General features: G+C 63.9%; 24 protein-coding genes. 15 read left to right on the top strand and 9 right to left on the bottom strand.

Annotation, left to right across the window (positions count from 1 at the left end; translation table 11 throughout):
- Positions 1-90: 90 nt before the first annotated feature.
- Both purM and purN read left to right on the top strand, forming a co-directional pair.
- Positions 91-1164, top strand: coding sequence for a phosphoribosylformylglycinamidine cyclo-ligase (gene purM / locus RHIZ70P_RS12985; RefSeq protein ID WP_115670871.1), 1074 nt, complete (start codon positions 91-93; stop codon positions 1162-1164).
- Positions 1161-1817 carry a phosphoribosylglycinamide formyltransferase gene (gene purN / locus RHIZ70P_RS12980; protein ID WP_115670724.1) on the top strand — a complete coding sequence of 219 codons (657 nt, stop codon included), beginning with the start codon at positions 1161-1163 and terminating at the stop codon, positions 1815-1817. The genes purM and purN overlap by 4 nt, the downstream gene beginning before the upstream one ends.
- Positions 1818-1821: 4 nt before the next feature.
- Here the strand turns inward: purN and RHIZ70P_RS12975 are convergent, their stop codons facing one another.
- A complete protein-coding gene (locus RHIZ70P_RS12975) occupies positions 1822-2610 on the bottom strand; it encodes an SDR family NAD(P)-dependent oxidoreductase (protein WP_210209741.1) in 789 nt (262 codons plus the stop codon).
- A 239-nt stretch (positions 2611-2849) separates the two neighbouring features.
- Between RHIZ70P_RS12975 and RHIZ70P_RS12970 the strand changes: the two genes are divergently transcribed.
- Positions 2850-3791 carry an omptin family outer membrane protease gene (locus RHIZ70P_RS12970; RefSeq protein WP_115670722.1) on the top strand — a complete coding sequence of 314 codons (942 nt, stop codon included), beginning with the start codon at positions 2850-2852 and terminating at the stop codon, positions 3789-3791.
- A gap of 86 nt (positions 3792-3877) precedes the next feature.
- On the opposite strand, the gene RHIZ70P_RS12965 is transcribed toward RHIZ70P_RS12970, so the two are convergent.
- Together RHIZ70P_RS12965 and RHIZ70P_RS12960 are read right to left on the bottom strand one after the other, a co-directional pair.
- Positions 3878-4477 carry an NUDIX domain-containing protein gene (locus RHIZ70P_RS12965; protein ID WP_115670721.1) on the bottom strand — a complete coding sequence of 200 codons (600 nt, stop codon included), beginning with the start codon at positions 4475-4477 and terminating at the stop codon, positions 3878-3880.
- The gene (locus tag RHIZ70P_RS12960) at positions 4474-6588 is read right to left on the bottom strand and encodes a molybdopterin-containing oxidoreductase family protein (RefSeq protein WP_181904024.1); all 2115 of its coding nucleotides are present in this window, start codon (positions 6586-6588) and stop codon (positions 4474-4476) included. Before RHIZ70P_RS12960 ends, RHIZ70P_RS12965 begins: the two co-directional genes overlap by 4 nt.
- Before the next feature lie 74 nt (positions 6589-6662).
- On the opposite strand from RHIZ70P_RS12960, the gene RHIZ70P_RS12955 reads away from it, so the two are divergent.
- The gene (locus RHIZ70P_RS12955) at positions 6663-7538 is read left to right on the top strand and encodes a 23S rRNA (adenine(2030)-N(6))-methyltransferase RlmJ (RefSeq protein ID WP_115670720.1); all 876 of its coding nucleotides are present in this window, start codon (positions 6663-6665) and stop codon (positions 7536-7538) included.
- An 80-nt stretch (positions 7539-7618) separates the two neighbouring features.
- Entirely contained in the window at positions 7619-8023 is a 405-nt protein-coding gene (locus RHIZ70P_RS12950; RefSeq protein ID WP_115670719.1) for a hypothetical protein, read from the top strand.
- Position 8024: 1 nt separating this feature from the next.
- Here the strand turns inward: RHIZ70P_RS12950 and RHIZ70P_RS12945 are convergent, their stop codons facing one another.
- Positions 8025-8978 carry a lysylphosphatidylglycerol synthase domain-containing protein gene (locus RHIZ70P_RS12945; protein ID WP_115670718.1) on the bottom strand — a complete coding sequence of 318 codons (954 nt, stop codon included), beginning with the start codon at positions 8976-8978 and terminating at the stop codon, positions 8025-8027.
- A gap of 119 nt (positions 8979-9097) precedes the next feature.
- On the opposite strand from RHIZ70P_RS12945, the gene RHIZ70P_RS12940 reads away from it, so the two are divergent.
- Complete coding sequence (locus tag RHIZ70P_RS12940) at positions 9098-9724, top strand: ribonuclease T2 family protein (protein WP_235842222.1); 627 nt, start codon at positions 9098-9100, stop codon at positions 9722-9724.
- Between the two features lie 51 nt (positions 9725-9775).
- Positions 9776-10372, top strand: a complete 597-nt coding sequence (locus tag RHIZ70P_RS12935; protein ID WP_115670716.1) for a glutathione S-transferase — start codon at positions 9776-9778, stop codon at positions 10370-10372.
- Between the two features lie 78 nt (positions 10373-10450).
- Here RHIZ70P_RS12935 and RHIZ70P_RS12930 read toward each other — a convergent pair whose 3' ends face one another.
- Positions 10451-11095 (bottom strand): outer membrane protein, encoded by a 645-nt coding sequence (locus tag RHIZ70P_RS12930; protein WP_115670715.1) that lies wholly within the window; start codon positions 11093-11095, stop codon positions 10451-10453.
- A 365-nt stretch (positions 11096-11460) separates the two neighbouring features.
- Here RHIZ70P_RS12930 and RHIZ70P_RS12925 point away from each other — a divergent pair, with 365 nt between their 5' ends.
- The 5 genes from RHIZ70P_RS12925 to RHIZ70P_RS12905 all read left to right on the top strand — a co-directional run bounded on the left by RHIZ70P_RS12925 (position 11461) and on the right by RHIZ70P_RS12905 (position 15691).
- A complete protein-coding gene (locus RHIZ70P_RS12925) occupies positions 11461-12228 on the top strand; it encodes an SDR family oxidoreductase (RefSeq protein WP_115670714.1) in 768 nt (255 codons plus the stop codon).
- Positions 12225-14249: an excinuclease ABC subunit UvrC gene (gene uvrC, locus RHIZ70P_RS12920; protein ID WP_115670713.1), complete on the top strand. Its 2025-nt coding sequence runs from the start codon at positions 12225-12227 to the stop codon at positions 14247-14249. Before RHIZ70P_RS12925 ends, uvrC begins: the two co-directional genes overlap by 4 nt.
- Positions 14250-14367: 118 nt before the next feature.
- A complete protein-coding gene (gene pgsA / locus RHIZ70P_RS12915; RefSeq protein WP_115670712.1) occupies positions 14368-14949 on the top strand; it encodes a CDP-diacylglycerol--glycerol-3-phosphate 3-phosphatidyltransferase in 582 nt (193 codons plus the stop codon).
- Between the two features lie 2 nt (positions 14950-14951).
- The gene (gene moaD / locus RHIZ70P_RS12910; RefSeq protein ID WP_115670711.1) at positions 14952-15206 is read left to right on the top strand and encodes a molybdopterin converting factor subunit 1; all 255 of its coding nucleotides are present in this window, start codon (positions 14952-14954) and stop codon (positions 15204-15206) included.
- A gap of 20 nt (positions 15207-15226) precedes the next feature.
- Positions 15227-15691, top strand: a complete 465-nt coding sequence (locus tag RHIZ70P_RS12905) for a molybdenum cofactor biosynthesis protein MoaE (RefSeq protein WP_115670710.1) — start codon at positions 15227-15229, stop codon at positions 15689-15691.
- Here RHIZ70P_RS12905 and RHIZ70P_RS12900 read toward each other — a convergent pair whose 3' ends face one another.
- Positions 15692-16588 (bottom strand): branched-chain amino acid ABC transporter permease, encoded by an 897-nt coding sequence (locus tag RHIZ70P_RS12900; protein ID WP_115670867.1) that lies wholly within the window; start codon positions 16586-16588, stop codon positions 15692-15694.
- A 58-nt stretch (positions 16589-16646) separates the two neighbouring features.
- Here RHIZ70P_RS12900 and RHIZ70P_RS12895 point away from each other — a divergent pair, with 58 nt between their 5' ends.
- Positions 16647-17198: a CGNR zinc finger domain-containing protein gene (locus tag RHIZ70P_RS12895; protein ID WP_115670709.1), complete on the top strand. Its 552-nt coding sequence runs from the start codon at positions 16647-16649 to the stop codon at positions 17196-17198.
- A gap of 68 nt (positions 17199-17266) precedes the next feature.
- Positions 17267-17704, top strand: coding sequence for a hypothetical protein (locus RHIZ70P_RS12890; protein WP_235842229.1), 438 nt, complete (start codon positions 17267-17269; stop codon positions 17702-17704).
- 73 nt (positions 17705-17777) lie between these two features.
- Here the strand turns inward: RHIZ70P_RS12890 and ndk are convergent, their stop codons facing one another.
- Together ndk and RHIZ70P_RS12880 are read right to left on the bottom strand one after the other, a co-directional pair.
- A complete protein-coding gene (ndk, locus tag RHIZ70P_RS12885; protein ID WP_115670708.1) occupies positions 17778-18200 on the bottom strand; it encodes a nucleoside-diphosphate kinase in 423 nt (140 codons plus the stop codon).
- Positions 18201-18306: 106 nt separating this feature from the next.
- Positions 18307-18990 carry a glutathione S-transferase family protein gene (locus RHIZ70P_RS12880; RefSeq protein ID WP_115670707.1) on the bottom strand — a complete coding sequence of 228 codons (684 nt, stop codon included), beginning with the start codon at positions 18988-18990 and terminating at the stop codon, positions 18307-18309.
- A 139-nt stretch (positions 18991-19129) separates the two neighbouring features.
- Between RHIZ70P_RS12880 and RHIZ70P_RS12875 the strand changes: the two genes are divergently transcribed.
- Complete coding sequence (locus tag RHIZ70P_RS12875) at positions 19130-19639, top strand: DinB family protein (RefSeq protein WP_115670706.1); 510 nt, start codon at positions 19130-19132, stop codon at positions 19637-19639.
- 78 nt (positions 19640-19717) lie between these two features.
- On the opposite strand, the gene RHIZ70P_RS12870 is transcribed toward RHIZ70P_RS12875, so the two are convergent.
- Positions 19718-21313, bottom strand: coding sequence for a methyl-accepting chemotaxis protein (locus RHIZ70P_RS12870; RefSeq protein ID WP_181904017.1), 1596 nt, complete (start codon positions 21311-21313; stop codon positions 19718-19720).

Genomic DNA, 21313 nt, shown 5'->3' with positions numbered 1-21313 from the left:
AAAACCGCGCTTTCCCCGCCGCGCGACTTGCATATCCGGGCTCTTCATGCAATGGCCACCGGCAATATCGACACCCATCGGAGGCACGAGATGAGCCAGTCTGAACGCAACGGTTTGACCTATAGCGACGCAGGCGTCGACATCGATGCCGGCAATCTGCTGGTCGAGAAGATCAAGCCGGCCGTGCGCTCGACGCGCCGGCCCGGCGCCGACGGCGAGATCGGCGGCTTCGGCGGGCTGTTCGACCTCAAGGCGGCCGGCTTCACCGATCCTGTTCTCGTCGCCGCCAATGACGGCGTCGGCACCAAGCTGAAGATCGCCATCGACGCCGGTATTCACGACACGGTCGGCATCGACCTCGTCGCCATGTGCGTCAACGATCTCGTCGTCCAGGGCGCCGAACCGCTGTTCTTCCTCGACTATTTCGCCACCGGCAAGCTCGACCCGGACCAGGGGGCTGCTATCGTCGGCGGTATCGCCGCCGGCTGCCGCGAGGCGGGCTGCGCGCTGATCGGCGGCGAGACCGCCGAAATGCCCGGCATGTATGCCGGCGGCGACTATGATCTTGCCGGCTTCGCCGTCGGCGCCGCCGAGCGCGGCCAACTCCTGCCCGCCGGCGACATCGCCGAGGGCGACGTGATCCTCGGCCTCGCCTCCTCGGGCGTGCATTCCAACGGCTTTTCTCTGGTACGCAAGATCGTCGGCCTGTCAGGCCTCGACTGGAACGCAGCCGCGCCCTTCGACACGGCCAAGACGCTCGGCGCCGCCCTGCTCGAGCCAACACGCATCTACGTCAAGCCGCTGCTGAAGGCGATCCGCGAGACCGGCGCCCTGAAGGCGCTCGCCCACATCACCGGCGGCGGCTTCCCGGAGAACATTCCGCGCGTGCTGCCCAAGCACCTCGCCGCCTCGATCGATCTCGACGCCATCACCGTTCCGCCGGTCTTCTCCTGGCTCGCGCGCACCGGCGGCGTTGCCCAGAACGAGATGCTGCGCACCTTCAACTGCGGCGTCGGCATGATCGTCGTCGTGGCCGAGAAGGACGCCGCCCGCGTGACCGAAGTCCTCTCAGCCGAGGGCGAGAAGGTCGTGACGCTCGGCCGCATGATCGCCCGCGCCGAGGGCGAGGCCGGCACCCGCTACGAAGGCAAGCTCGCTCTATGACGACGGCCCGCAAACGCGTCGTCGTCTTCATCTCCGGCGGCGGTTCGAACATGGTGGCGCTGGCGGATGCCTGCGCCGCACCGGACTTTCCGGCCGAGATCGTCGCAGTCATCTCCGACAAGCCGACGGCGGGCGGACTGGCCAAGGCCGCCGAGCGCGGCATCGCAACCCACGTCTTCGAGCGCCGCGCCTATGGCAGCAAGGGCGAGCACGAGGCGGCGATACTTGCCGCGCTGGCCGCGCTGTCGCCCGACATCATCTGCCTCGCCGGCTACATGCGCCTGCTCAGCGCCGATTTCATCCGTCCCTATGAAGGCCGGATCCTCAACATCCACCCTTCCCTTTTGCCGCTCTTTCCCGGCCTGCACACCCATCAGCGGGCGCTCGACGCCGGCATGATGGTGGCCGGCTGCACCGTGCATTTCGTCACCGAAGGCATGGACGAAGGGCCGATCGTCGCCCAGTCCGTCGTGCCCGTTCTTCCCGGCGACACCTCGGACAGCCTTGCGGCCCGGGTGCTGACCGTCGAGCACCGCAGCTATGCCCAGGCGCTGCGCCTGTTCGCCGACGGTACGCTGCGCATGGGCGCCGACGGTCGTGTCGCGCGGACCGGCTTTGCCGGAGACGCGGCTGCGAGCCTGATTTCGGTCTGAAAGACTATTTCGCGTTGCTCATGAAGTATGACGCCCCGAGCGCCAGCAGGCGGCGAGGGAAAAGATGCGTCGACAGCGTGATCAGCCTGTTGGCCAATCCCGGCACGACGCTGGCTCGCCCGGCATAAAGGGCATCCAGGCTCGTCTCCGCCACGGCCTCGGGCGTCATCAGGACCGCCGACGCCATCCGGTTCAGCCGGTGGCCGGCCCGCTCCCAGAAGGGCGTTTCCGTCGGGCCGGGACAGGTTACGGTAACCACGACCTTGCGGCGCGTAAGCTCGCGGTGCAGCGCGTGGCCGAAGGCCAGCACATAGGCCTTGGACGCCGCATAGACCGCATAGCCGGGGACCGGCTGGTAGGCGGCGGTGCTGGCGACCAGAAGGATATGCCCGCCACCGCGCTCGGCCATGTCCTTTGCGAAGAGATACGCAAGATCGGTCAGGGCCCGCACATTGACGTCGACCATGCCGAGTTCGGCGTCGCGCTGCCGCGAGACGAATCGGCCCTGAACGCCATAGCCGGCATTGGCGACCAGCGTCTCGATGACGAGCCCGCGGGCGTCGAGCGCCTGCTTCAGTTGAAGGCAGGCATCCGGTTCGGCCAGGTCCGCGACCTGCACGACCACCTGACCGCCGTGGCGGCTCCTCAGCTCTGCCGCCAACGCCTCAAGCGCACCCCCATTGCGGGCCGTCAGCACGAGATTGTAGCCGCGCTTCGCAAGCGCCATGCCGAACGCTTGCCCCAGCCCGCCCGTCGCGCCCGTGATCAAGGCCCATCTGCGATCGTCCGCCATTACCATCCCCTTCCGTGTCATTCGATCATCGGGAAAAACACCCCGTGCCGCAAGCGCCAAGGGCGGCGCGAGGTTGCGGGCATTCTCCCACCAAGGACAGACACGTGCGCCGAAACGGCGAATGCACCCAGTTTTGGCCGCCACAAAGCCCAGAAGTGGACGCTGCAAGCCATTGAGGCCATTTGCGTTTTCCGCAAGGGTGCCGGCCATCTGACATTCACTGACATGGGGACTTTCGCATGACCAAGCTGTTGACCACGACCGCGCTGTTCGTCGGGCTCGCGCTCTGCCCGACCTTTGCCGCTGCGGCGGACGACCTCTTTACCTCGCCGGACGGCGCATTCTCCCTCTATGGCAGCGTCGGCCTTGCCAATGTCAAGGCTGGCGAATTCGTCTATGACGGCTCCCACAAGCTCAGCCAGCTCAACTGGGAAAGCCAGGGCATGACGCTCTACACGCTGGGCGCCGACGCGCAGATCGACAAGAACTGGAAGGTCCGCGCGGCCTTCAACGTCGGCACCGGCGGCGACGGCCACATGGTCGACTATGACTGGATGGACTACAGCAATGACGACTGGACCGATCGGTCGACCCATCCCGACACCCAGCTCGACCATTATTTCAGCGGCTCCGTCGAGGTCGACCGGCAGGTCTACGAGAACGACACGACCAGCTTCGACGTCGGCGCGGGCTTCCGCTACACCGACGTCAAGTGGACCGCCTATGGCGGCTCCTACATCTACAGCAGCGGCGGCTTTCGCGACGACGTCGGCGATTTCCCCGATGGCGAGCGCGGCATCAGCTACCAGCAGAAGATTCCTGTCGGCTTCCTCGCCGTCAACGGCGCCCATACGATCGGCGCGCTGACGCTGAGCGGCGGCCTGCAAGGTGGCCTCAGCTTCGGCATCGACGACATCGACGACCACTGGATGCGTGACCTGCGTTTCTACGACAGCATGGAGATAGCCCCGATGATCGGCGCCAATGTCACGGCCAACTACCAGCTCAACGAGATGGCGGCGCTGTTCGTCACGGGATCGTTCGAGCGCGTCTTCCATGCGCGCGGCGACATGAAGATGGTCGACACGACCGGGGCGAGCCCCGACGTTCACCAATCGGACGCGGCCGGCGCCACCTATCAGGCGATGTCGATCTCGTTCGGCCTCAAGGGCACGTTCTAACAATACCGAGCCCCCCGCGGGCAGCGCCTGGCGCTGTCCGTCCGGCCGCGGACGCTCCCTTTGCGCGTCCGCGGCCATTTTCTCTGTCAGGGCGAAAGCGCGTCGGGATTGAGGGCTGCCCACTGCAGCAGCATGATGGTCTTGGCATCGCAGATGCGCCCGTCGGCGATCATCGTCATGGCATCGTCGAGAGACAGCTCGGTGATCTCGATGTCCTCGTGCTCCTCGGCCAGCCCGCCGCCGTCCGCCGTCTTGTGGGCGACCTCGATGCGGGCGAAGTAGAAATGCACCTTCTCCGTCACCGCGCCGGGTGAGGTATAGGCGCTGAACAGATGCCGCGGCGCGGCAACCTCGTAGCCGGTTTCCTCCATCGCCTCGCGGCAGACGGTCTCCGTCGGGTCCTCGCCATGCTCCATCGAGCCTGCGGGCACCTCCAGCAGGAAGGCATGATCGCCCATCAGGTGGACCGGAATGCGAAACTGCCGGACCATGACGACGACGCGCCTCTTGGCGTCGTAGAGCAGGATCGCCACGGCCTCGCCGCGGTCGAACACCTCCCATTCCAGCTCGGTCTTGCTGTCGTCGGGCCGGATATAGTCGAAGACGATGCGGCGAAAATGGCTCCAGCCCTTCCACAGGGTCTCGTCCTTGCGGATGGTGATGCGGATCTGATCGAAGCGGCTCATCCGGCGGCCTTTTCCAGCCAGACCTTGTTGTCGTGGAAGGCGGCCCCGCCATGCGGCGCGGGCGCGTCGCCGCCGGTCAGCACGTTGATGCCCTCGCCGTCGAGATGCGCCTTGTTGGGCCACAGCCCCTCGGCCACCAGAACCCCCGGCTTGACCGCATCGGTGATTCGCGCGTGAATGCGCAGGCTTCCCCGCCGGTTGCCGAGGCGGACAACGTCGCCATCCGTGATCGCCAGCCGGGTCGCATCGGCCGGATTGACCATCACCTCGGGACGCCCTTCCTTTTCGCGCGAGGTCGGCGTCTCGGAGAAGGTGGAGTTGAGGAAATTGCGGGCCGGCGAGGTGGTCAGGCGGAAAGGATGCTCGGCGTCCGCCACCTCGATCAGATCGACCTGGTCGGGAAACTCGGGTAGCGAGGCGACCGGGCCGAGATTGCCGAGCCTGACCGGCGGTTTGTTCGGCGCCTTGCCGTTCTGCCAGTCCGGACGGAAGCGGAACTTGCCGTCGGCATGGCCGAAACCGTCGAGGTAATGCGCCGTGCTAAACTCCGGCTGGCAGTCGAACCAGCGCTCCTGCTTCAGCGTGTCGTAGCCCGGCCAGCCGCTTGCGGTGAGCATATGTTCGATATGCGCCTGTTCGGTGAGGCCGAAACCGGGCCGGTCCGCAACACCCAGGCGCTTGGCCAGTTCCTCGATGACGAAGAGGTTGGTGCGCACCGTTGCCGGTGGCTCGACGATCTTCGGGCCAAGCAGGATATGGCTGTGGCCGCCGCCGCGATAGAGGTCGTCGTGCTCGACGAACATGGTGGCCGGCAGAACGATGTCTGCGACCTCGGCCGTTTCCGTCATGAACTGCTCGTGCACGGCGACGAACAGGTCGTCGCGCAGGAAGCCCTTCTTCACCAGCCGTTGCTCGGGCGCGACATTGACCGGATTGGTGTTCTGGATCAGCAGTGCAGTGACGGGGCCGCGATGACGCAACGCCTCGGCGTCTCCGGTCAGCACACGGCCGATCTGTGACTGGTCGAGCATGCGGATGTCCTCATCGACAAAGCTCGTGCCCATCAGTTCCGCCTTGTTGAGCCGGAAGATGTCGCCATTGTTGTGGAAGGCGCCACCACCTTCGTACTGCCAGGAGCCGAGGACCGTCGCGACCGAAAGCGCCGCGTGCATGCCGACCGCGCCATTGCGCTGGCGGGCAAAGCCGTAGCCGAGCCGGAAGAAGGTCTTGTTCGTCGTGCCGATCAGCCGGGCGAAGGCCTCGATCTCCTCGACGGACAGCCCGGTGATCGCGGCCGCCCATTCCGGGGTGCGGGTCTTGAGATGCGCCTCGAGACCGGCCGGGTCGTCGGCATAGCGAGCCATGTAGTCCCGGTCGGCATAGCCGTCTCGGAAGACAACGTGCATGACGGCGCAGGCGAGCGCCGCATCGGTGCCCGGCCGAACGATCAGGCCGAGATCAGCCTGCTTCATCGTCGCGTTGTCGTAGACGTCGATCACGACGATCTTGGCGCCGCGTTCCTTGCGGGCCTTCATCGCATGGGTCATCACATTGACCTGGGTGGCGACCGCATTGGTGCCCCAGATGACGACGCAATCGGCCTTGGCCATTTCGCGCGGATCGGGGCCGCGCAGCGCGCCGGTGCCCATCACATAGCCGGTCCAGGCCATGTTGGTGCAGATCGAGCCGAAGAAGCCGGAATAGCGCTTGGCGTGGCGCAGTCGCTCGATCGAATCGCGCTGCACCTGGCCCATCGTGCCAGCATAGAAGTAAGGCCAGACGGCCTCCGAGCCGTGCGCCGCTTCCGCCTTGACGAAGGCCTCGGCGATCTCGTCCAGCGCGTCGTCCCAGGAGATCTCCTGCCAGACACCCTCGCCCTTGGCGCCCTTGCGGCGCTTCGGGGTCAAGAGCCGGCCGGGATGATAGAGGCGCTCGGCATAGCGGGCGACCTTGGCGCAGATAACGCCGGCCGTGTATGTATTGTCGGGCGAGCCCCGGACGCGACCGATGCGGCCGTCCGCTTCGAGATCGACGTTGAGCGCGCAGGCGGATGGACAGTCGTGCGGACAGACCGTATGACCAGTGGTTCGGATAGGGCTCGCGATGTTCATGACGTTTGTATATGGCATGGCCGGACGGCTCAAAAGCCCCATTCCAACAAATCATCGAACGATCAGGACGACAGATGAACTATCGCCACATCTACCATGCGGGCAATTTCGCCGACGTGCTGAAACATGCGGTGCTGGCGCGGCTGATCGTCTATCTGCAGCAGAAGGAAAAGGCCTTCCGCCTGCTCGACACCCATGCCGGCATCGGCCTTTACGACCTGTCTTCCGAGGAGGCGCAGAAGACCGGCGAATGGCGCGACGGCATCGGCAAGCTTCTGGACGCCGATCTGCCCGCACCCGTCGCCACGATCCTCGCCCCCTATCTCGATGCGGTCCGCAGCCTCAACCCTGAGGGCGAGATCACGCTCTATCCCGGTTCGCCAAAACTTGCCCGCATGCTGTTCCGACCGCAGGACCGATTATCGGCGATGGAGCTCCATCCCGACGACAGCCGTCGGCTGGCGCGGCTGTTCGAGGGCGACTACCAGGTGCGTGTCACCGAACTCGACGGCTGGCTGGCGCTCGGCGCGCACCTGCCGCCGAAGGAGAAGCGCGGCATCGTTCTGGTCGACCCGCCCTTCGAGGAGGAGGGCGAATACGACCGGCTGATCGACGGACTGGCCCGCGCCTGGCGCCGCTTTCCCGGCGGCGTCTATTGCCTGTGGTATCCGATCAAGAAGGGCGCTCCGATTGCCGCTTTCCACGAGGGGCTGAAGGCGCTGGAGATCCCCAAGATGCTGTGCGCCGAGCTTTCGGTGAAGAGCGACCGCGAAACGACCGGGCTGTCCGGCACCGGCCTCATCATCGTCAATCCGCCCTTCACGCTGAAGGACGAGCTACATGCGGCGCTTCCCGAGCTGAAGCGCGTGATGGCACAGGACCGCTATGCTTCGCACCGCTGTTTCTGGCTGCGCGGCGAGATAACGGAGGCGGAGCGGCGGGACGACTGAGAGGTCGCACGAGCCGACCCGCTCCTCCCTTGACCTGGCCGTGCTTTGCCAACATTCTGACGGCAAAAGGGAGAGCCACCATGTCCGCCCGCTTGCCGTTTCGCACGACCCTTTCGCTCACCAGCCTCCTGTTTCTGAGTGTGGCGAGCGGAGCTTTCGCGGGTACGCCGTCCTGCGAACAGGTGACCGGCACGGTGTCCAGCCGCTTTGCCCAGAACATGCGCGGCTTTCTCGGCCTCGACCTGTCGATCGCCGAGTTTGGCTTCATTCACCAAAACAGGCTCGAGCCGCGCGACGACACGCACCCGGTCGAACGGCGCTACTGCCAGGCGAAGGTTACCACCACGGATGGCGAACGGCGCCGGCTCTGGTATGTGGTCGAAGACAATTGGGGCTATGCCGGGCTCGGCTCGTCGGTCGAGTTCTGCATGAGCGGCCTCGACCCGTGGCACGTCTACGGCGCGCACTGCAAGTCGCTGCGCTAGCTCAGCCCTCCCCGCCGCCGCCCGGCCCCTGGCCGGCGCGAAACTGCAGCCGCTCGAAAATCGGGATCACCGGCAGGGCGATCACCAGCGGGATCAGCAGATAGAACAGGCGAAAGACCAGCAAGGCCGCGATGACGTCCGCCTGGTCCATTTCCGGCAGGCCCATGACGAAGACGAGTTCGAGGACCCCGAGGCCACCGGGCGCATGCGAGATCAGTGCGGCGGAGAAGGACACCAGGAAGACGCCGAGCACGACGACGAAGCCGGGATTTCCGACGTCAGGAAGGGCGAAATAGATGATGCCCGCGGCGCCGATCAGTTCGAGCGGGCCGACCAGCAATTGCGGCAGCACGACGCGCGGTGCCGGATAGGTGACCTGAAAGGTTCCCATACGCAAGGGACGGAGCCGTAGCAGGCTGGCAAGCGCATAGAGGCCGACCAGGGCAAGGATGAGAAAGCCGGTCGCCGTCGAGGCGCCGATCGGCAAGAGGTCGACGAAGCGCTCGGGGATGTCGGGTTCCAGCACGAGGACCAGACCGACGAGCAGCGCTGCCCCAAGCAGAAAGGTAAAAGAGCACATGGCAATGAGGCCACCGATCTCGCGTGCGCTCAGGCCCTTGGAGGAATAGGCCCGGTAGCGCACCATGCCGCCAGAGATGACCGAGGCGCCGACATTGTGCGAGAGCGCATAGGCCGTGAAGGAGGCGATGGCGATGAACAGCCAGTTGACCTTGCGGCCGAGGTGCATCAGCGCGATGCGGTCATATCCGGCAAGCGCCGCATAGGCCGCGAGCGAGCACAGGCCTGCCGAAATCCAGCTATCGGCCGGTATTCGGGAAAGGCTGTCATGCAGGTCGTCGAATGACAGCCCGCGCAATTCCTTGTAGAGAAGCCAGGCGGATATCGCTATCGTCACGGCGCCGATCACGGGCCAGAAATATTTCTTCAGGGTCATCCAGTCTTGCCGATCATCTCTCCTCGATACCGAGCGCGCCGCCACAAGAGATCCGGCTGCCCGCGCATTTTGGAGGGGAAGGATTAATGGTTCAACCCGCGAGAAGGTTTTTCGGGCTTATGCTTTGGTCCTTCGCCTCGCTTGGGGCCGGCGTCGCGCACGGCAATGATCGCGGGCGCGATTTCGACTTCTACGTCCTGTCGCTCTCCTGGTCGCCGACCTTCTGCACGACCGCGGATGCGGCTAGGAATCGCGATCAATGCGCGACATCGCGCCAGTTCGGCCTGATCGTCCATGGCCTTTGGCCGCAATATGAGCGGGGCTATCCGGAAACATGCCCCAGCAACCAGCCGAGACGAGTGCCGTCGAGCCTCGGTCGCCGGTATTTCGACATCATGCCGTCCATGGGGTTGATCGGCCATCAATGGCGCAAGCACGGAACCTGTTCCGGCCTCAGCCAGCAGGACTATTTTTCGACGATGCGCAAGGCCTTCGAGCGTGTGCGGATACCGCCGGCGTTGACGCGTGCATCGCGGGAGACCAAGGTTGCGCCGGACAATCTCGAACAACAGTTCATTACCGCCAATAGCGGTCTCAACCGGCGTGGCATCGCCGTCACCTGCGAGGCGGGTAAACTGGATGAGGTGCAGATCTGCCTGACAAAGGATCTTCGGTTTCGCACCTGCCCCGAGATCGACGGCAATGCCTGCCGCCAGCGCTCGATTTCCGTTCCGCCGATAGACTGAGACCATCATCGACCGAAAACGACCAGCCCACTCATCCAGGATGACCACCCGATGAAGCTACTCTACTCCCCGACCTCGCCCTATTCCTCCAAGGTCCGCATGGCGGCCCGTTATCTGGACATCGCCATCGAAGACGTGGCGGTCAACACGGCCGACGAGCCGCCAGCACTGATCGAAGCCAATCCGCTCGGCAAGATCCCGACGCTCATCACCGACGACGGCGAGGCGATCTTCGACAGCCGCGCCATCATGCACTACCTGCACCGGACGGCGAAGAAGCGGCTCTATCCGAAGAAGCACGCGAAGCGCACCGAAGCCGAAGTGCTGGAGGCGCTGTGCGACGGCATCAACGACAGCCTTCTGGCGATCGTCTATGAAAAGCGGCTGCGGTCGCCGGAACTCCAGAGCCCGGATGCGATCCGGCGCCAATGGGAAAAGGTCGAGCGCGGCCTCGACCATCTGGAGAGGCATATGCCGAAGTTCGGCAAGACGCTGCATGGCGGGCACTTCGCGCTCGCCTCGCTGCTCGGCTATCTCATGCTGCGCTTTCCCGGCGAATGGGAGAATGGCCACACGCGGCTTGCCGCCTGGCCTGGCAAGTTTGCCGATCGCTTCAAGCCCTATGCGGCGCTGAAACCGCAGACCTGAGCGACAAGGCCACTTTCATCTGGACAACAAAAAAGCCGGGCGCAAACCCGGCTTTTCCGCAACTGTGTGTCGTTCGGATCAGAACTTGACGCCGATACCGACCTTGACCGAGTGATCGTCAAAACCGCGCGAAACCGTCGCGCCGTCGATGTCGAAGTCACGCGAAGCGTAGTCGGTGTAGCGATATTCTACGCGGGCCATGATGTTGTCGGTGACGAGGGCTTCGACACCGGCACCGACGGTGTAGCCGATGGCGGCCTTTTCGTCTTCGTCCGTCGCGCTCTCGATCGTGTGGTTGGCGGCGGCAATACCACCGGTACCGTAGATCAGGAACGGGTTCATGTCGTAACCGACGCGGGCGCGCAGCGAGCCGTTGACGCCCTGCTTGCCGTCGAGAACAGTGCCGGCCGAACCTTCGACGCCGCTGTAGCCGATGTCGGCTTCGGCACCATAGACGATCTGACCGCTCTGCATGTTGTAACCGCCATAGAGGGAACCGCCTACGCCGTCAGCATCGCGTTCGTCGCTGCCGTCGAAGCGACCCCAGTCATAGGTGACCGCGCCACCGACATAGGCACCGGTCCAGTTGCCAGCCGGAGCCACATAGGCTTCGGTCGCAGCCGGTGCTTCCGGAATCTGCTCGACGGCGTCGGCCGCCCTGGCAGCCTGGAAAGCCATCAGGCTGGTGGCGGAAGCCAGAAGAATCATAGTGAGGGTACGCATACGTGTCTCCTTTCAGTTCCGAGCCGCGCCCAATCAAGAATCAGGGCCGACCCGAACGATAGATGTAAATCCCTGCCCGTTCCGAACTGAAGATGGGCCGCAATTGAGGATTTGAAAGAGCCGAAATATGAATTCATTGTGGCACACAGGTGACCGAATCTGGATGTTGCCTAAACGCAACAAAGGATTCATTAACCATAGCAATAGGCACGCGAAGATATACTCAGTAAACAGGAGATTAAACTGCAGAATTCTCTCTTAATACGTTCACGCTCAGCAAGAAGAGATTTGCGGAAGCCCTATGCAAATCGCCTTGTGCAGACCTATATGCCAAGCACAACCATGAAAGACCAAGCAAGATCGCTATGAAAGACAACATTCCGAAGACTGCCCTCGTCACCGGATCGGCAAAGAGACTTGGGCGCGCCATCGCGCTGGATCTGGCGCGAAGCGGTTTTTCCGTCGCCGTTCATGCGAACCGATCCGGTGACGAGGCGCAAGCGGTCGTTGACGAGATTCGTGGCTTTGGCGGGACCGCCGTCGCCCTGCAGGCAGACCTTCGCGACAAGCATGCCACGGCCGCGCTCGTGCCGACTGCCGCGGCGGCGCTCGGCCCGATCGGCCTTCTGGTCAATAACGCCTCTGTCTTTCTGGACGACAGCGCGCAAGCCTTCGATGCCGACGTTTTCGACCAGCATTTCGACCTGCATGTGCGGGCACCGGCGATCCTCGCATCCGCCTTGCTGCAAGAGCTTCCGGCCCGGCAGAACGGCCTGATCGTCAACATCATCGACCAGCGGGTGCTGGCGCCGAAGCCCACCTTCTTTTCCTACGGCCTGTCGAAATCGACGCTGCTGGCGGCCACCCGCACTATGGCGCAGGCCTTTGCCCCACGTATCCGGGTCAATGGCATCGGCCCTGGGCCGACACTGAAGAGCGCCCGGCAGACGGACGAGGATTTCCAGGCGCAAATCGACGCGCTTCCCCTGGGTCGCGGTCCGGAACTGGGGGAATTCGGGCGGACGATCCGCTTTCTTTTTGACACGCCCTCGATCACCGGCCAAATGATTGCGCTCGACGGCGGCCAGCATCTCGCCTGGCGTATGCCGGGCGAAACGGAGATCACTGAATGACCGGAGGAAAGCTGCCGGACGGCGGCATTCTCTATGACGGCACGGAAGAGGACGACGACATCGTCGTCGAAAGCGATGCGCAGCGTCCTTTGCTGGCCGTCGACTGGAGCCTGACCAATGTCAACGAGACCGGTCTTGTCGGCGCCGACCTGATCGGCGAATTCGTCAAGCAACTGCCCAACAGTCCCGGCGTCTACCGCATGCTCAACGCCGAGGGCGACGTGCTCTACGTGGGCAAGGCGCGCAGCCTGAAGAAGCGCGTCAGCAACTATGCCCAGGGCCGCCTCCATTCCAACCGGTTGACGCGCATGGTGCGCGAAACCGCCAACATGGAATTCGTCACGACCCGGACCGAGGTCGAGGCGCTGCTGCTGGAAGCCAATCTGATCAAGCGCCTGCGCCCGCGCTTCAACGTGCTGCTGCGCGACGACAAGAGCTTTCCCTATATCCTGATCACCGGCGACAGCCGGGCACCGGCGATCTACAAGCACCGCGGCGCGCGCGGGCGCAAAGGCGACTATTTCGGCCCCTTTGCGTCGGCCAGCGCCGTCGGCCGCACGATCAATTCGCTGCAGCGCGCCTTCCTGCTTCGCACCTGCACCGACAGTGTCTTTGAAAGCCGCACCCGTCCCTGCCTGCTCTATCAGATCAAGCGCTGCTCGGCCCCATGTACCCATGAGATCGCCGATGACGACTATGCCGCGCTCGTGCGCGAGGCGAAGGATTTCCTCTCCGGCAAGAGCCAGAACGTCAAGGCTTCGATCGCCGCTGCCATGAACGAGGCGGCCGAGAACCTCGATTTCGAACGCGCCGCCGTCTTTCGCGACAGGTTGGCGGGCTTGAGCCACGTGCAGAGCCACCAGGGCATCAATCCGGCCAATGTCGAGGAAGCCGACGTGTTCGCCATTCATCACGAGGGCGGGCTGACCTGCATCCAGGTGTTCTTCTTCCGCGCCGGGCAGAACTGGGGCAACCAGGCCTATTTCCCCAAGGCCGATCCGCAGATGAGCGGCGCGGAAGTGCTCAACGCCTTCCTCGCGCAGTTCTACGACGACAAGCCCTGCCCGCGGCAGATCCTTTTGTCCGAGGTGATCGAGGAACAGGAACTGCTCGCGACCGCGCTCACCGCGCGTGCCGGCTACAAGGTGCAGATCCTCGTGCCGCAGCGCGGCGACAAGAAGGATGTGGTCGATCACGTGGTGGCCAATGCCCGCGAGGCGCATGGCCGCAAGCTGGCCGAGACGGCGTCGCAGGGGCGCCTTCTGCAGGGTTTCGCCGAGACCTTCGCCCTGCCCTACGTGCCACGCCGCATCGAGATCTACGACAATTCGCATATCATGGGCACCAATGCCGTCGGCGGCATGGTGGTCGCCGGACCAGAGGGCTTCCTCAAGGGCCAGTACCGCAAGTTCAACATCAAGTCGGAGGACATCACGCCGGGCGACGACTTCGGCATGATGCGCGAGGTGATGACCCGACGCTTCTCGCGCCTTCTCAAGGAAGAGGGAAAGCCCGACCGCAGCGTCGCCCCGGAGGATTCGGCCGAGGCCGCCTTTCCCGCCTGGCCCGACGTGATCCTGATCGACGGCGGACAGGGGCAGATGACGGCGGTGCGGGCCATTCTCGACGAACTCGGTATTGCCGACTGCGTGACCGCGATCGGCGTCGCCAAGGGTGTCGACCGCGATGCCGGGCGGGAGCGATTCTTCGCGCTCGGCCGCCCGGACTTCACCCTGCCGCCGCGCGATCCGGTGCTCTATTTCATCCAGCGCCTGCGCGACGAGGCCCACCGCTTTGCCATCGGCTCGCACCGCGCACGGCGCAAGAAGGAAATGGTGAAGAACCCGCTCGACGAGATCGCCGGCATCGGCCCGACGCGCAAGCGAGCGCTGCTGCAGCACTTTGGTACGGCCAAGGCCGTTTCCCGCGCCGCCGTTACCGACCTGACCGCTGTCGAGGGCATCTCCGAGGCCGTCGCCAGGCTGATTTACAACCATTTTCACGAAAAAGCCGTGGATTGACGCCACCAGACGCGCTTTGGCGGGCCACGACCTTAAGAACAATTAAGAAATCTTGTGTTGACGGTCGCGTCGGGAAACCGTCATCTACACGCCAAACTTATCCGACAGACAGGGCATCATGGCTTCGCGCGCTTACAATATCCCCAATCTCCTGACCTATGCCCGCATCCTCGCCGTGCCATTGATCGTCGTGTGCTTCTTCATCGAGGGCCGGCTGGAGAGCTCAGACTTTGCCCGCTGGACCGGTCTCGGCATCTTCATCGTCGCCTCGATCACCGACTATCTCGACGGCTATCTCGCCCGCATCTGGAACCAGACCTCCAATATCGGGCGGATGCTCGATCCGATCGCCGACAAGCTGCTGGTCGCCTCGGTGCTGCTCTTGATGGCGGCCGACGGGACGATCGCCGGATGGTCGCTCTGGGCCGCGATTACCATTCTTTGCCGCGAAATACTGGTCTCCGGCCTGCGCGAATATCTCGCCGCCCTCAAGGTCAGCGTGCCGGTGACACGGATCGCCAAGTGGAAGACCACGGCGCAGATGTTCGCGCTCGCCTTCCTGCTGGCGGGGCCGGCTGGCGACAAGGTGCTGCCCTATACGACGGAAATGGGCATCACCCTCTTGTGGATCGCCGCCGTGCTGACATTTTATACCGGCTACGACTATTTCCGCGCCGGTGTGAAGCACATGGTGGATTGAGAATGACGAAGCTCGTTTATTTCGCCTGGGTCCGGGAACGGATCGGCAAGGGGGAGGAGGAAATCGACCTCCCCGGCCACGTGAAGACGGCGGGCGACCTCATCGCCCATCTGGCGACGCTCGGCGAGGAATACGAAAACGCCCTGCAGTTTCCCAAAGCCATCCGGGTTGCAATCAACCAGGAGCATGTCGAGCATGACGAGCCGATCGCCGGCGCCCGTGAGATCGGCCTGTTTCCGCCGATGACGGGCGGGTGAGGCACGTCAAGGATAGAGCGATGAGCCGCCTGCCCCCCACCATCCGCGTCCAACACGAGGACTTCGACCTTTCCGCCGAAAGCCGGGCGCTCACGCAAGGCCGCGCCGACATCGGCGCCGTCGTCTCCTTCACCGGCCTTTGCCGCGACGAGGCGGGCACTCTTTCGGCGCTGGAGCTCGAACACTATCCCGGCATGGCCGAGGCCGAGATCCGGCGCATCGGCGAGGAAGCGATCGCCCGCTTCGGCCTGATCGGCCTCACCGCCATTCATCGTTTCGGCAAGATCGCGCCCGGCGGGCAGATCGTCCTGGTGATCGCCACGGCGCCCCATCGCCAGGCGGCCTTCGACGGCGCCAGCTTCATGATGGACTACCTGAAGACCTCCGCCCCCTTCTGGAAGAAGGAGCACCTCACGGACAGCACGACCGGCGACTGGGTCTCGGCCAAGGATGCCGACGACCGCGCGCGCGCGAAGTGGCGATGATCAGGGGATGTCGCGCTCGCGGCGGCTGATGACCAGCACGAGCACCAGCCCGCCGATGACAGCCGCATCGCGCCAGAGCATCGCCGCGTAGCCACTCCAAAGCGCCTCGGCGAATCCGACCGCCGCGGCACCGCAGGCCGAACGCGTTGGAACGCCATGGCCGCCCGCCGCCGCGATCAGCACGATCTTCAGACCGAACATCAAGCCCGAGCCAAAGTCCATCGTGCCGTAGTAGGACGTGGCCAGCACGCCAGAGACGGCAGCGATGGCCGCCGCGGACAGATAGGAGAGCGTGAAGACGGTATCGGAATTGATGCCACACAGGCGTGCCGCCACCGGATCGTCGGCCACGGCGCGCCAGGCCCTGCCCGCGCGCGTGCGCCCCAGCGCCACATGCCCCAGGGCCACCATGGCCGCCATGATCGCCGCATTGCCGATCTGCATCACGGTAAGACCAACCTCGGATCCGTCTCCCACCGCCAATACGACGCGGTGGTGGAGGAAAGGCGAGATCCAGAGTTCCCGGCTATCCATGGCCAGTCGCATCCCTTCGGACAGCACGATCAGAAGGCCAAGTGAGGCGACGATCACGGCGTTCGGGGAATGGGCACGCAGGGGACGCATGACATAGTGGGCCACCGCGCCAGCCGTGGCCAGCGTGTAGAGGAGCGCCATGGCGGCCGCCAGCGAAAGGGTGGCCGGCAATACCAGGAAGAGCTGCTGCCAGCCGAACTGGGCAAACAGCAGGAAGACCTGGCCGGAAAACGCGATGAGCGCGCCATAGGTGATGTCGGGTCGTCGCGTCATGCCGAAGATCACGGCGTAGCCGAAGGCGAGCGCCGCATAGAGCGCCGCGATCGGCACGGCATTGGCGATTTGCTGCAAGAGATAGATCATCATCTCCTCCCTGCACATTTATAACTGGCATTTTACCCTTTGCCAGTTATAATTTCGCATGACCTTTTCCTGGACCCCGCATCGTTTTTCCGGTGGCGCGCTCGCGCTCGATGTCGCCAACAGCGTGATCCTGCGCTTCGACCGCGACCGCAGCATCGACCGTTTCGCCGTTGAGGAGCAGTTCGCCGCCTTTCCGGCCGCAGCCGAACAGTTCTGCGCCGAACGCGCCCTGTTCGGCTCGATCGCCCCGGTCGAGGCGTCCAACACCCACGGCTTCCTGCACCTGCGCGAGACGATCGACCGGCATTTTCGCGCGCAAGTGCTGGGGCAGGCCAATCGCAAGACCCTGGCCGACCTGCTGGAGGCCGCGGCCTTGATGCTGCGTGCGGCATCATCGGAGATGGCGCTCGAGGCGGCAACCGCGCGCTCGGCGCTGCACCTCGTCGCCATGAAGGAACCGGATCGCCTGAAGATCTGCGGCAATTGCGGCTGGCTGTTTCTCGACCGCAGCAAGAACCGCAGCCGAACCTGGTGTGACATGGCCGTATGCGGCAACCGCATCAAGGCAAACCGCCACTATCAACGGGTCAGGCAGGGAGGCACGACGTGACAGACCTTTGGAAAGCCGTGAGCTTCGCGGCCCTGGCCCTGGCGCTCACGGCTTGCCAGCGCGACGACATGGAGAAGCCGCTGGTCATCTCCGGCAAGGTGTTCATCTTCAACTATCGCGTGGCGCAGGCCAACGCCGTCATCACGCTGGCGCGCAATGGCGCCTTGCCGGATGAGAGCTATGTCGAGACGAGCTTCGAGAACCCGGCGGGCGGCGCGCCGCACCTGACCCGGTCGAGGATCTTTCCCTTCTGGAAGAAGGTGACGGTCGAGAGCCCGCCGATGCGCTGCGTCGCCAAGGACCGACCCTATGCGGTCGCGATCCGGATCGTCGATGCCGATGGGCGCGAATTGCAGTTGATCGAGACGACCATCGTTTCCAGCCTGGATCAGTCGATCCTGCCGTCGAAACCGCTGGTGGTCGGGCCGGTCTACACCAGGAACCCGGAGGTCTTCAAAGCCGACGGCAGCACGGATTATGCGCCGGATCTCTCCTGCCCGAAATGAAAGAACCGGGATCTTTCGACCCCGGTTCCCTCAAACTGTGCAAAGCCTTTTGCGGCCCTGCTCAAATCCCGATTCAGCCGACGATTTCGGTGTCCGAGAACCAGTACTTGATTTCCTGGGCAGCGGTTTCCGGGGCGTCAGAGCCGTGGACCGAGTTCTCGCCGATCGACAGGGCGTGGGTCTTGCGGATGGTGCCTTCGGCGGCCTGGGCCGGGTTGGTGGCGCCCATGATCTCGCGGTTCTTCAGGATGGCGTTTTCGCCTTCGAGAACCTGAACGACGGTCGGGCCCGAGGTCATGCCTTCAACCAGTTCGCCAAAGAAGGGGCGTTCCTTGTGCACTGCGTAGAAACCCTCGGCTTCGCGCTTGCTCATCCAGACGCGCTTGGAGGCGACGACGCGCAGGCCTGCGTCTTCGAGCATCTTGGTGATGGCGCCCGTCAGGTTGCGCTTCGTTGCGTCCGGCTTGATCATCGAGAAGGTGCGTTCAATCGCCATCGGTCTAGTCCTTTTGTCCTATTGGGAAAGTGGGCGGTTTCTAGCCGTGTCAGGCCCTGAAAACAAGGGGTCCCGGCGAATTTCACGCCCGCGTCACACAACGACCTCAGGCAATCCGGCGCGCCTCTCCGTCATGAAGGTCGAGGCAGCGTTCGAACCAGTCGAGAACCGGATCATCGGCGGGAAGATGGACCGAACCGCTGGTGATCTTCAGCCATTGCAGCGCCCCGAAGACGATGTAATCGGCAAACAGCGGTGCCTGGCCGCCGATGAAGGGCTGATGGCCAAGCATGTGGCGCAGCGGCTTCAACGTGGCGGGGAAGTCCCTGATCTCGGCATCCCGACCGGCCGCCACCTCCTCGACCGTTCGACCAAGTCGTTCCTTGCGGCTCTCGCGAAAATAGGCCTGGTCGTGCGGGTCGAGCATGTCATGGATCTGCTGGATGGCGATCCGTGTGACGGCCGGGTGGATGGTGGTCTGGGAATAGCTTTCGACGAACCGCGCCATCGCCTTGCCACCCTCGCCGGCGAACAGCGACGGCCGCTCCGGATAGGCCTGCTCCAGATGGAGTGCGATCGCAAAGCTGTCGGCCACCAGCCGGTCGCCGTCGCGCAGGACCGGCACGGTTTTCGACACACCGCCTTCGATTTCACTGATTGCGGTGAATGGCAAGGGTTGCTCGACATAGGCGAGCCCCTTGTGCTTCAGCGCCATGACAACCTTCCAGCAATGGGGCGAGAAAGGGCGGGCGCGGTCGGTGCCGCACAGGCTGTAGAGCGTCCGGGACATGGGTCTTTCCTCGTGGCGATTGTGGCCGACACTCGACCGCAAAAATTGCGAACAATCAATTCAGGAAATTTCATCGGTTCCATCACATCCGTTTGTGGCGATCTCGGCTAGGATGCGAGACACTTTCGGGAGACCAGCCATGCTGCAACATTTCCAGATGTTCGCCGCCTACAACCAGTGGGCCAATCGCACTCTCTACTCGGCGGCCCAGGACCTCACTGCCGAAGAGTTGAATGCCGACCGCGGCGCATTTTTCGGCTCGCTATTCGCAACATTGACACACATCGTGGTCACAGACCGGATCTGGCTCAGACGCTTCACGAATGCGGGACCTCTGCATTCGGCGCTCGACGAGAAACCATTTAAGACCTTTACCGAACTCGCACGGGCGAGACAGGACGAAGACCGGCGCATCATCGACTGGTGCGAGGCGCTCACGCAGGAGCAGTTAAGCGGCGACTTCACCTATAGTCCGATCACCAACCCCACACCGATCAGCCAAAAGCTCGGACCAGCGCTCGCCCATCTCTTCAACCACCAGACCCATCACCGCGGACAGGCGCACGCCACGCTGACGGCGCTCGGCCAGCCGTCGCCCTCGCTCGACCTGATCTACTTCCTTCGACAGGAAGGGCGGCAGTGGCTTTAGGCGCAGCAGCTTCTCTCAAACGAAAGAAGCCGGCGGATCGCTCCGCCGGCTTTCATCTTTACTGACGCGCGTACCAGATCAGGCGGCGCGCTGCTGCCGAGCGTAGCTTTCTCCGCTCGAAATCTGGAAGCGGACCATCAATTGCTCAAGTTGCGAAGCTTCGTTGGCGAGCGACTGAATGGCAGCCGAGGATTCCTCGACCATGGCGGCGTTCTGCTGGGTGTTGCGGTCGATATGACCGATCGCAGCGTCGATCTCCGTGAGGCCGTTGGACTGCTCGCGCGCGCTGTGAACGATCTTGGCGACCTCCCGGCTGATGGACGTGACCTCGTTGGCAATCGTGTGCAACGCCTCGCCCGTCTGGTCGACCAGGGCGACACCATTCTTGACCTCCGCACCCGACGCATTGATCAGCGCCTTGATGTCCTTTGCAGCATTGGCCGAGCGCTGGGCCAGTTCGCGCACTTCCTGGGCGACAACGGCAAAGCCCTTGCCGGCCTCGCCGGCGCGTGCCGCCTCGACACCGGCATTGAGCGCCAGAAGGTTGGTCTGGAAGGCGATCTCGTCGATCACGTTGATGATCTGGGAGATTTCGCGAGAGGATCCCTCGATCTTGCCCATGGCCTCGACCGCACTGGTGACAATCGAGCCGGAGCGCTCCGCTCCCTGGCGAGCCGCCTCGACCATGCGGCCGACCTGGTCGGCGACGCTTGCCGTCTGCTTCACCGTTTCCGTCACATTGCTGAGCGCGCTTGCGGTCTCCTCGATCGAGGCGGCCTGGCGCTCGGTGCGTGACGAAAGGTCGTGGTTCGCATGACTGATCTGACCCGTTCCATCCCGGATGATGCGAACCACCTGGCTGACCTGGCCGATGACCGATTCCAGCCCTTCCACGGAGGTGTTGAACGAGCAGCGCAGCTTGTCGAGTTCACCCTTGAACTCCTGCGAGATGCGATGGGTGAGATTTCCGGCGGCGAGTTGGCTCAGCGCCTCGTCCAGCTTGCGCACGACGAAGTCGACGGCTTCGGCCTCGCGGGCCTTCTCCTGCTCGCGCTCGGCGCGCAGCTGTTCGGCATGCTCGTCGGCCTGGCGGGCCTGCTCGGCCATCGTGGTTGCCTTGCGCTCCGAACTGGTGGCCGCCTGGACGGCCGCCTCGGAGGCGACGAAGGCGCTGACCACCGAATGGGTGAGCGCGATCAGCACGCCGCTCTGGAGCACCAGCACGACGGCGTGAAGCACGACGCGGGAGAAATCGGATTCACCGGGGAAGATGGCGAAGGGCATGACGAAGAAAAGGAGCACATGGTGCACGGCGACCAGCGCCGCGTAGCCGACCAGTGCCCGCCAGTCGACCCACACAGCACAGATCGCCAGCGAGGCGAAGAAGTACATGTGGATGTCGATCTGCAGCGGCGAACCGGCAAAGGCGTAGACCAATATGGCGACCGTGGCGGCGTGCGCCATCGATGTCACGATCCTGGTCGTCGGACCGGTGCGGTCCTTGGCCCACAAAAGCGTCGCCGAGCCGACGATCAGCAATGTGGCGATGATGGAAAAGAGATCGAAGCCGTCGGCGCGCATGAGGTTGCGCAACGCGATGAGCGCGAAGTTCAGCCACAGAAGCGCGACGATCCCGACCGAGGCCTTATGCCGCAAAGTGTTCAGAGCATTCAT

It is taken from the genome of Paenirhizobium selenitireducens ATCC BAA-1503 (genome assembly GCF_900492185.1).
GTDB lineage: Bacteria > Pseudomonadota > Alphaproteobacteria > Rhizobiales > Rhizobiaceae > Allorhizobium > Allorhizobium selenitireducens_A.
This window is presented reverse-complemented; position numbering and strand designations above follow the sequence as displayed.

Bases quoted from the DNA above. Each gene is read 5' to 3' on its own strand.
- RHIZ70P_RS12930 (WP_115670715.1), bottom strand. From the start codon at position 11,095: ATGCGTACCCTCACTATGATTCTTCTGGCTTCCGCCACCAGCCTGATG.
- RHIZ70P_RS12940 (WP_235842222.1), top strand. From the start codon at position 9,098: ATGCTTTGGTCCTTCGCCTCGCTTGGGGCCGGCGTCGCGCACGGCAAT.
- RHIZ70P_RS12890 (WP_235842229.1), top strand. From the start codon at position 17,267: ATGGAGAAGCCGCTGGTCATCTCCGGCAAGGTGTTCATCTTCAACTAT.
- RHIZ70P_RS12965 (WP_115670721.1), bottom strand. From the start codon at position 4,477: ATGAGCCGCTTCGATCAGATCCGCATCACCATCCGCAAGGACGAGACC.
- purM (WP_115670871.1), top strand. From the start codon at position 91: ATGAGCCAGTCTGAACGCAACGGTTTGACCTATAGCGACGCAGGCGTC.
- RHIZ70P_RS12935 (WP_115670716.1), top strand. From the start codon at position 9,776: ATGAAGCTACTCTACTCCCCGACCTCGCCCTATTCCTCCAAGGTCCGC.
- RHIZ70P_RS12895 (WP_115670709.1), top strand. From the start codon at position 16,647: ATGACCTTTTCCTGGACCCCGCATCGTTTTTCCGGTGGCGCGCTCGCG.
- RHIZ70P_RS12945 (WP_115670718.1), bottom strand. From the start codon at position 8,978: ATGACCCTGAAGAAATATTTCTGGCCCGTGATCGGCGCCGTGACGATA.
- RHIZ70P_RS12975 (WP_210209741.1), bottom strand. From the start codon at position 2,610: ATGGCGGACGATCGCAGATGGGCCTTGATCACGGGCGCGACGGGCGGG.
- RHIZ70P_RS12925 (WP_115670714.1), top strand. From the start codon at position 11,461: ATGAAAGACAACATTCCGAAGACTGCCCTCGTCACCGGATCGGCAAAG.
- pgsA (WP_115670712.1), top strand. From the start codon at position 14,368: ATGGCTTCGCGCGCTTACAATATCCCCAATCTCCTGACCTATGCCCGC.
- moaD (WP_115670711.1), top strand. From the start codon at position 14,952: ATGACGAAGCTCGTTTATTTCGCCTGGGTCCGGGAACGGATCGGCAAG.
- RHIZ70P_RS12905 (WP_115670710.1), top strand. From the start codon at position 15,227: ATGAGCCGCCTGCCCCCCACCATCCGCGTCCAACACGAGGACTTCGAC.
- RHIZ70P_RS12870 (WP_181904017.1), bottom strand. From the start codon at position 21,313: ATGAATGCTCTGAACACTTTGCGGCATAAGGCCTCGGTCGGGATCGTC.
- RHIZ70P_RS12970 (WP_115670722.1), top strand. From the start codon at position 2,850: ATGACCAAGCTGTTGACCACGACCGCGCTGTTCGTCGGGCTCGCGCTC.
- RHIZ70P_RS12880 (WP_115670707.1), bottom strand. From the start codon at position 18,990: ATGTCCCGGACGCTCTACAGCCTGTGCGGCACCGACCGCGCCCGCCCT.
- ndk (WP_115670708.1), bottom strand. From the start codon at position 18,200: ATGGCGATTGAACGCACCTTCTCGATGATCAAGCCGGACGCAACGAAG.
- RHIZ70P_RS12950 (WP_115670719.1), top strand. From the start codon at position 7,619: ATGTCCGCCCGCTTGCCGTTTCGCACGACCCTTTCGCTCACCAGCCTC.
- RHIZ70P_RS12875 (WP_115670706.1), top strand. From the start codon at position 19,130: ATGCTGCAACATTTCCAGATGTTCGCCGCCTACAACCAGTGGGCCAAT.
- uvrC (WP_115670713.1), top strand. From the start codon at position 12,225: ATGACCGGAGGAAAGCTGCCGGACGGCGGCATTCTCTATGACGGCACG.
- RHIZ70P_RS12955 (WP_115670720.1), top strand. From the start codon at position 6,663: ATGAACTATCGCCACATCTACCATGCGGGCAATTTCGCCGACGTGCTG.
- RHIZ70P_RS12960 (WP_181904024.1), bottom strand. From the start codon at position 6,588: ATGAACATCGCGAGCCCTATCCGAACCACTGGTCATACGGTCTGTCCG.
- purN (WP_115670724.1), top strand. From the start codon at position 1,161: ATGACGACGGCCCGCAAACGCGTCGTCGTCTTCATCTCCGGCGGCGGT.
- RHIZ70P_RS12900 (WP_115670867.1), bottom strand. From the start codon at position 16,588: ATGATCTATCTCTTGCAGCAAATCGCCAATGCCGTGCCGATCGCGGCG.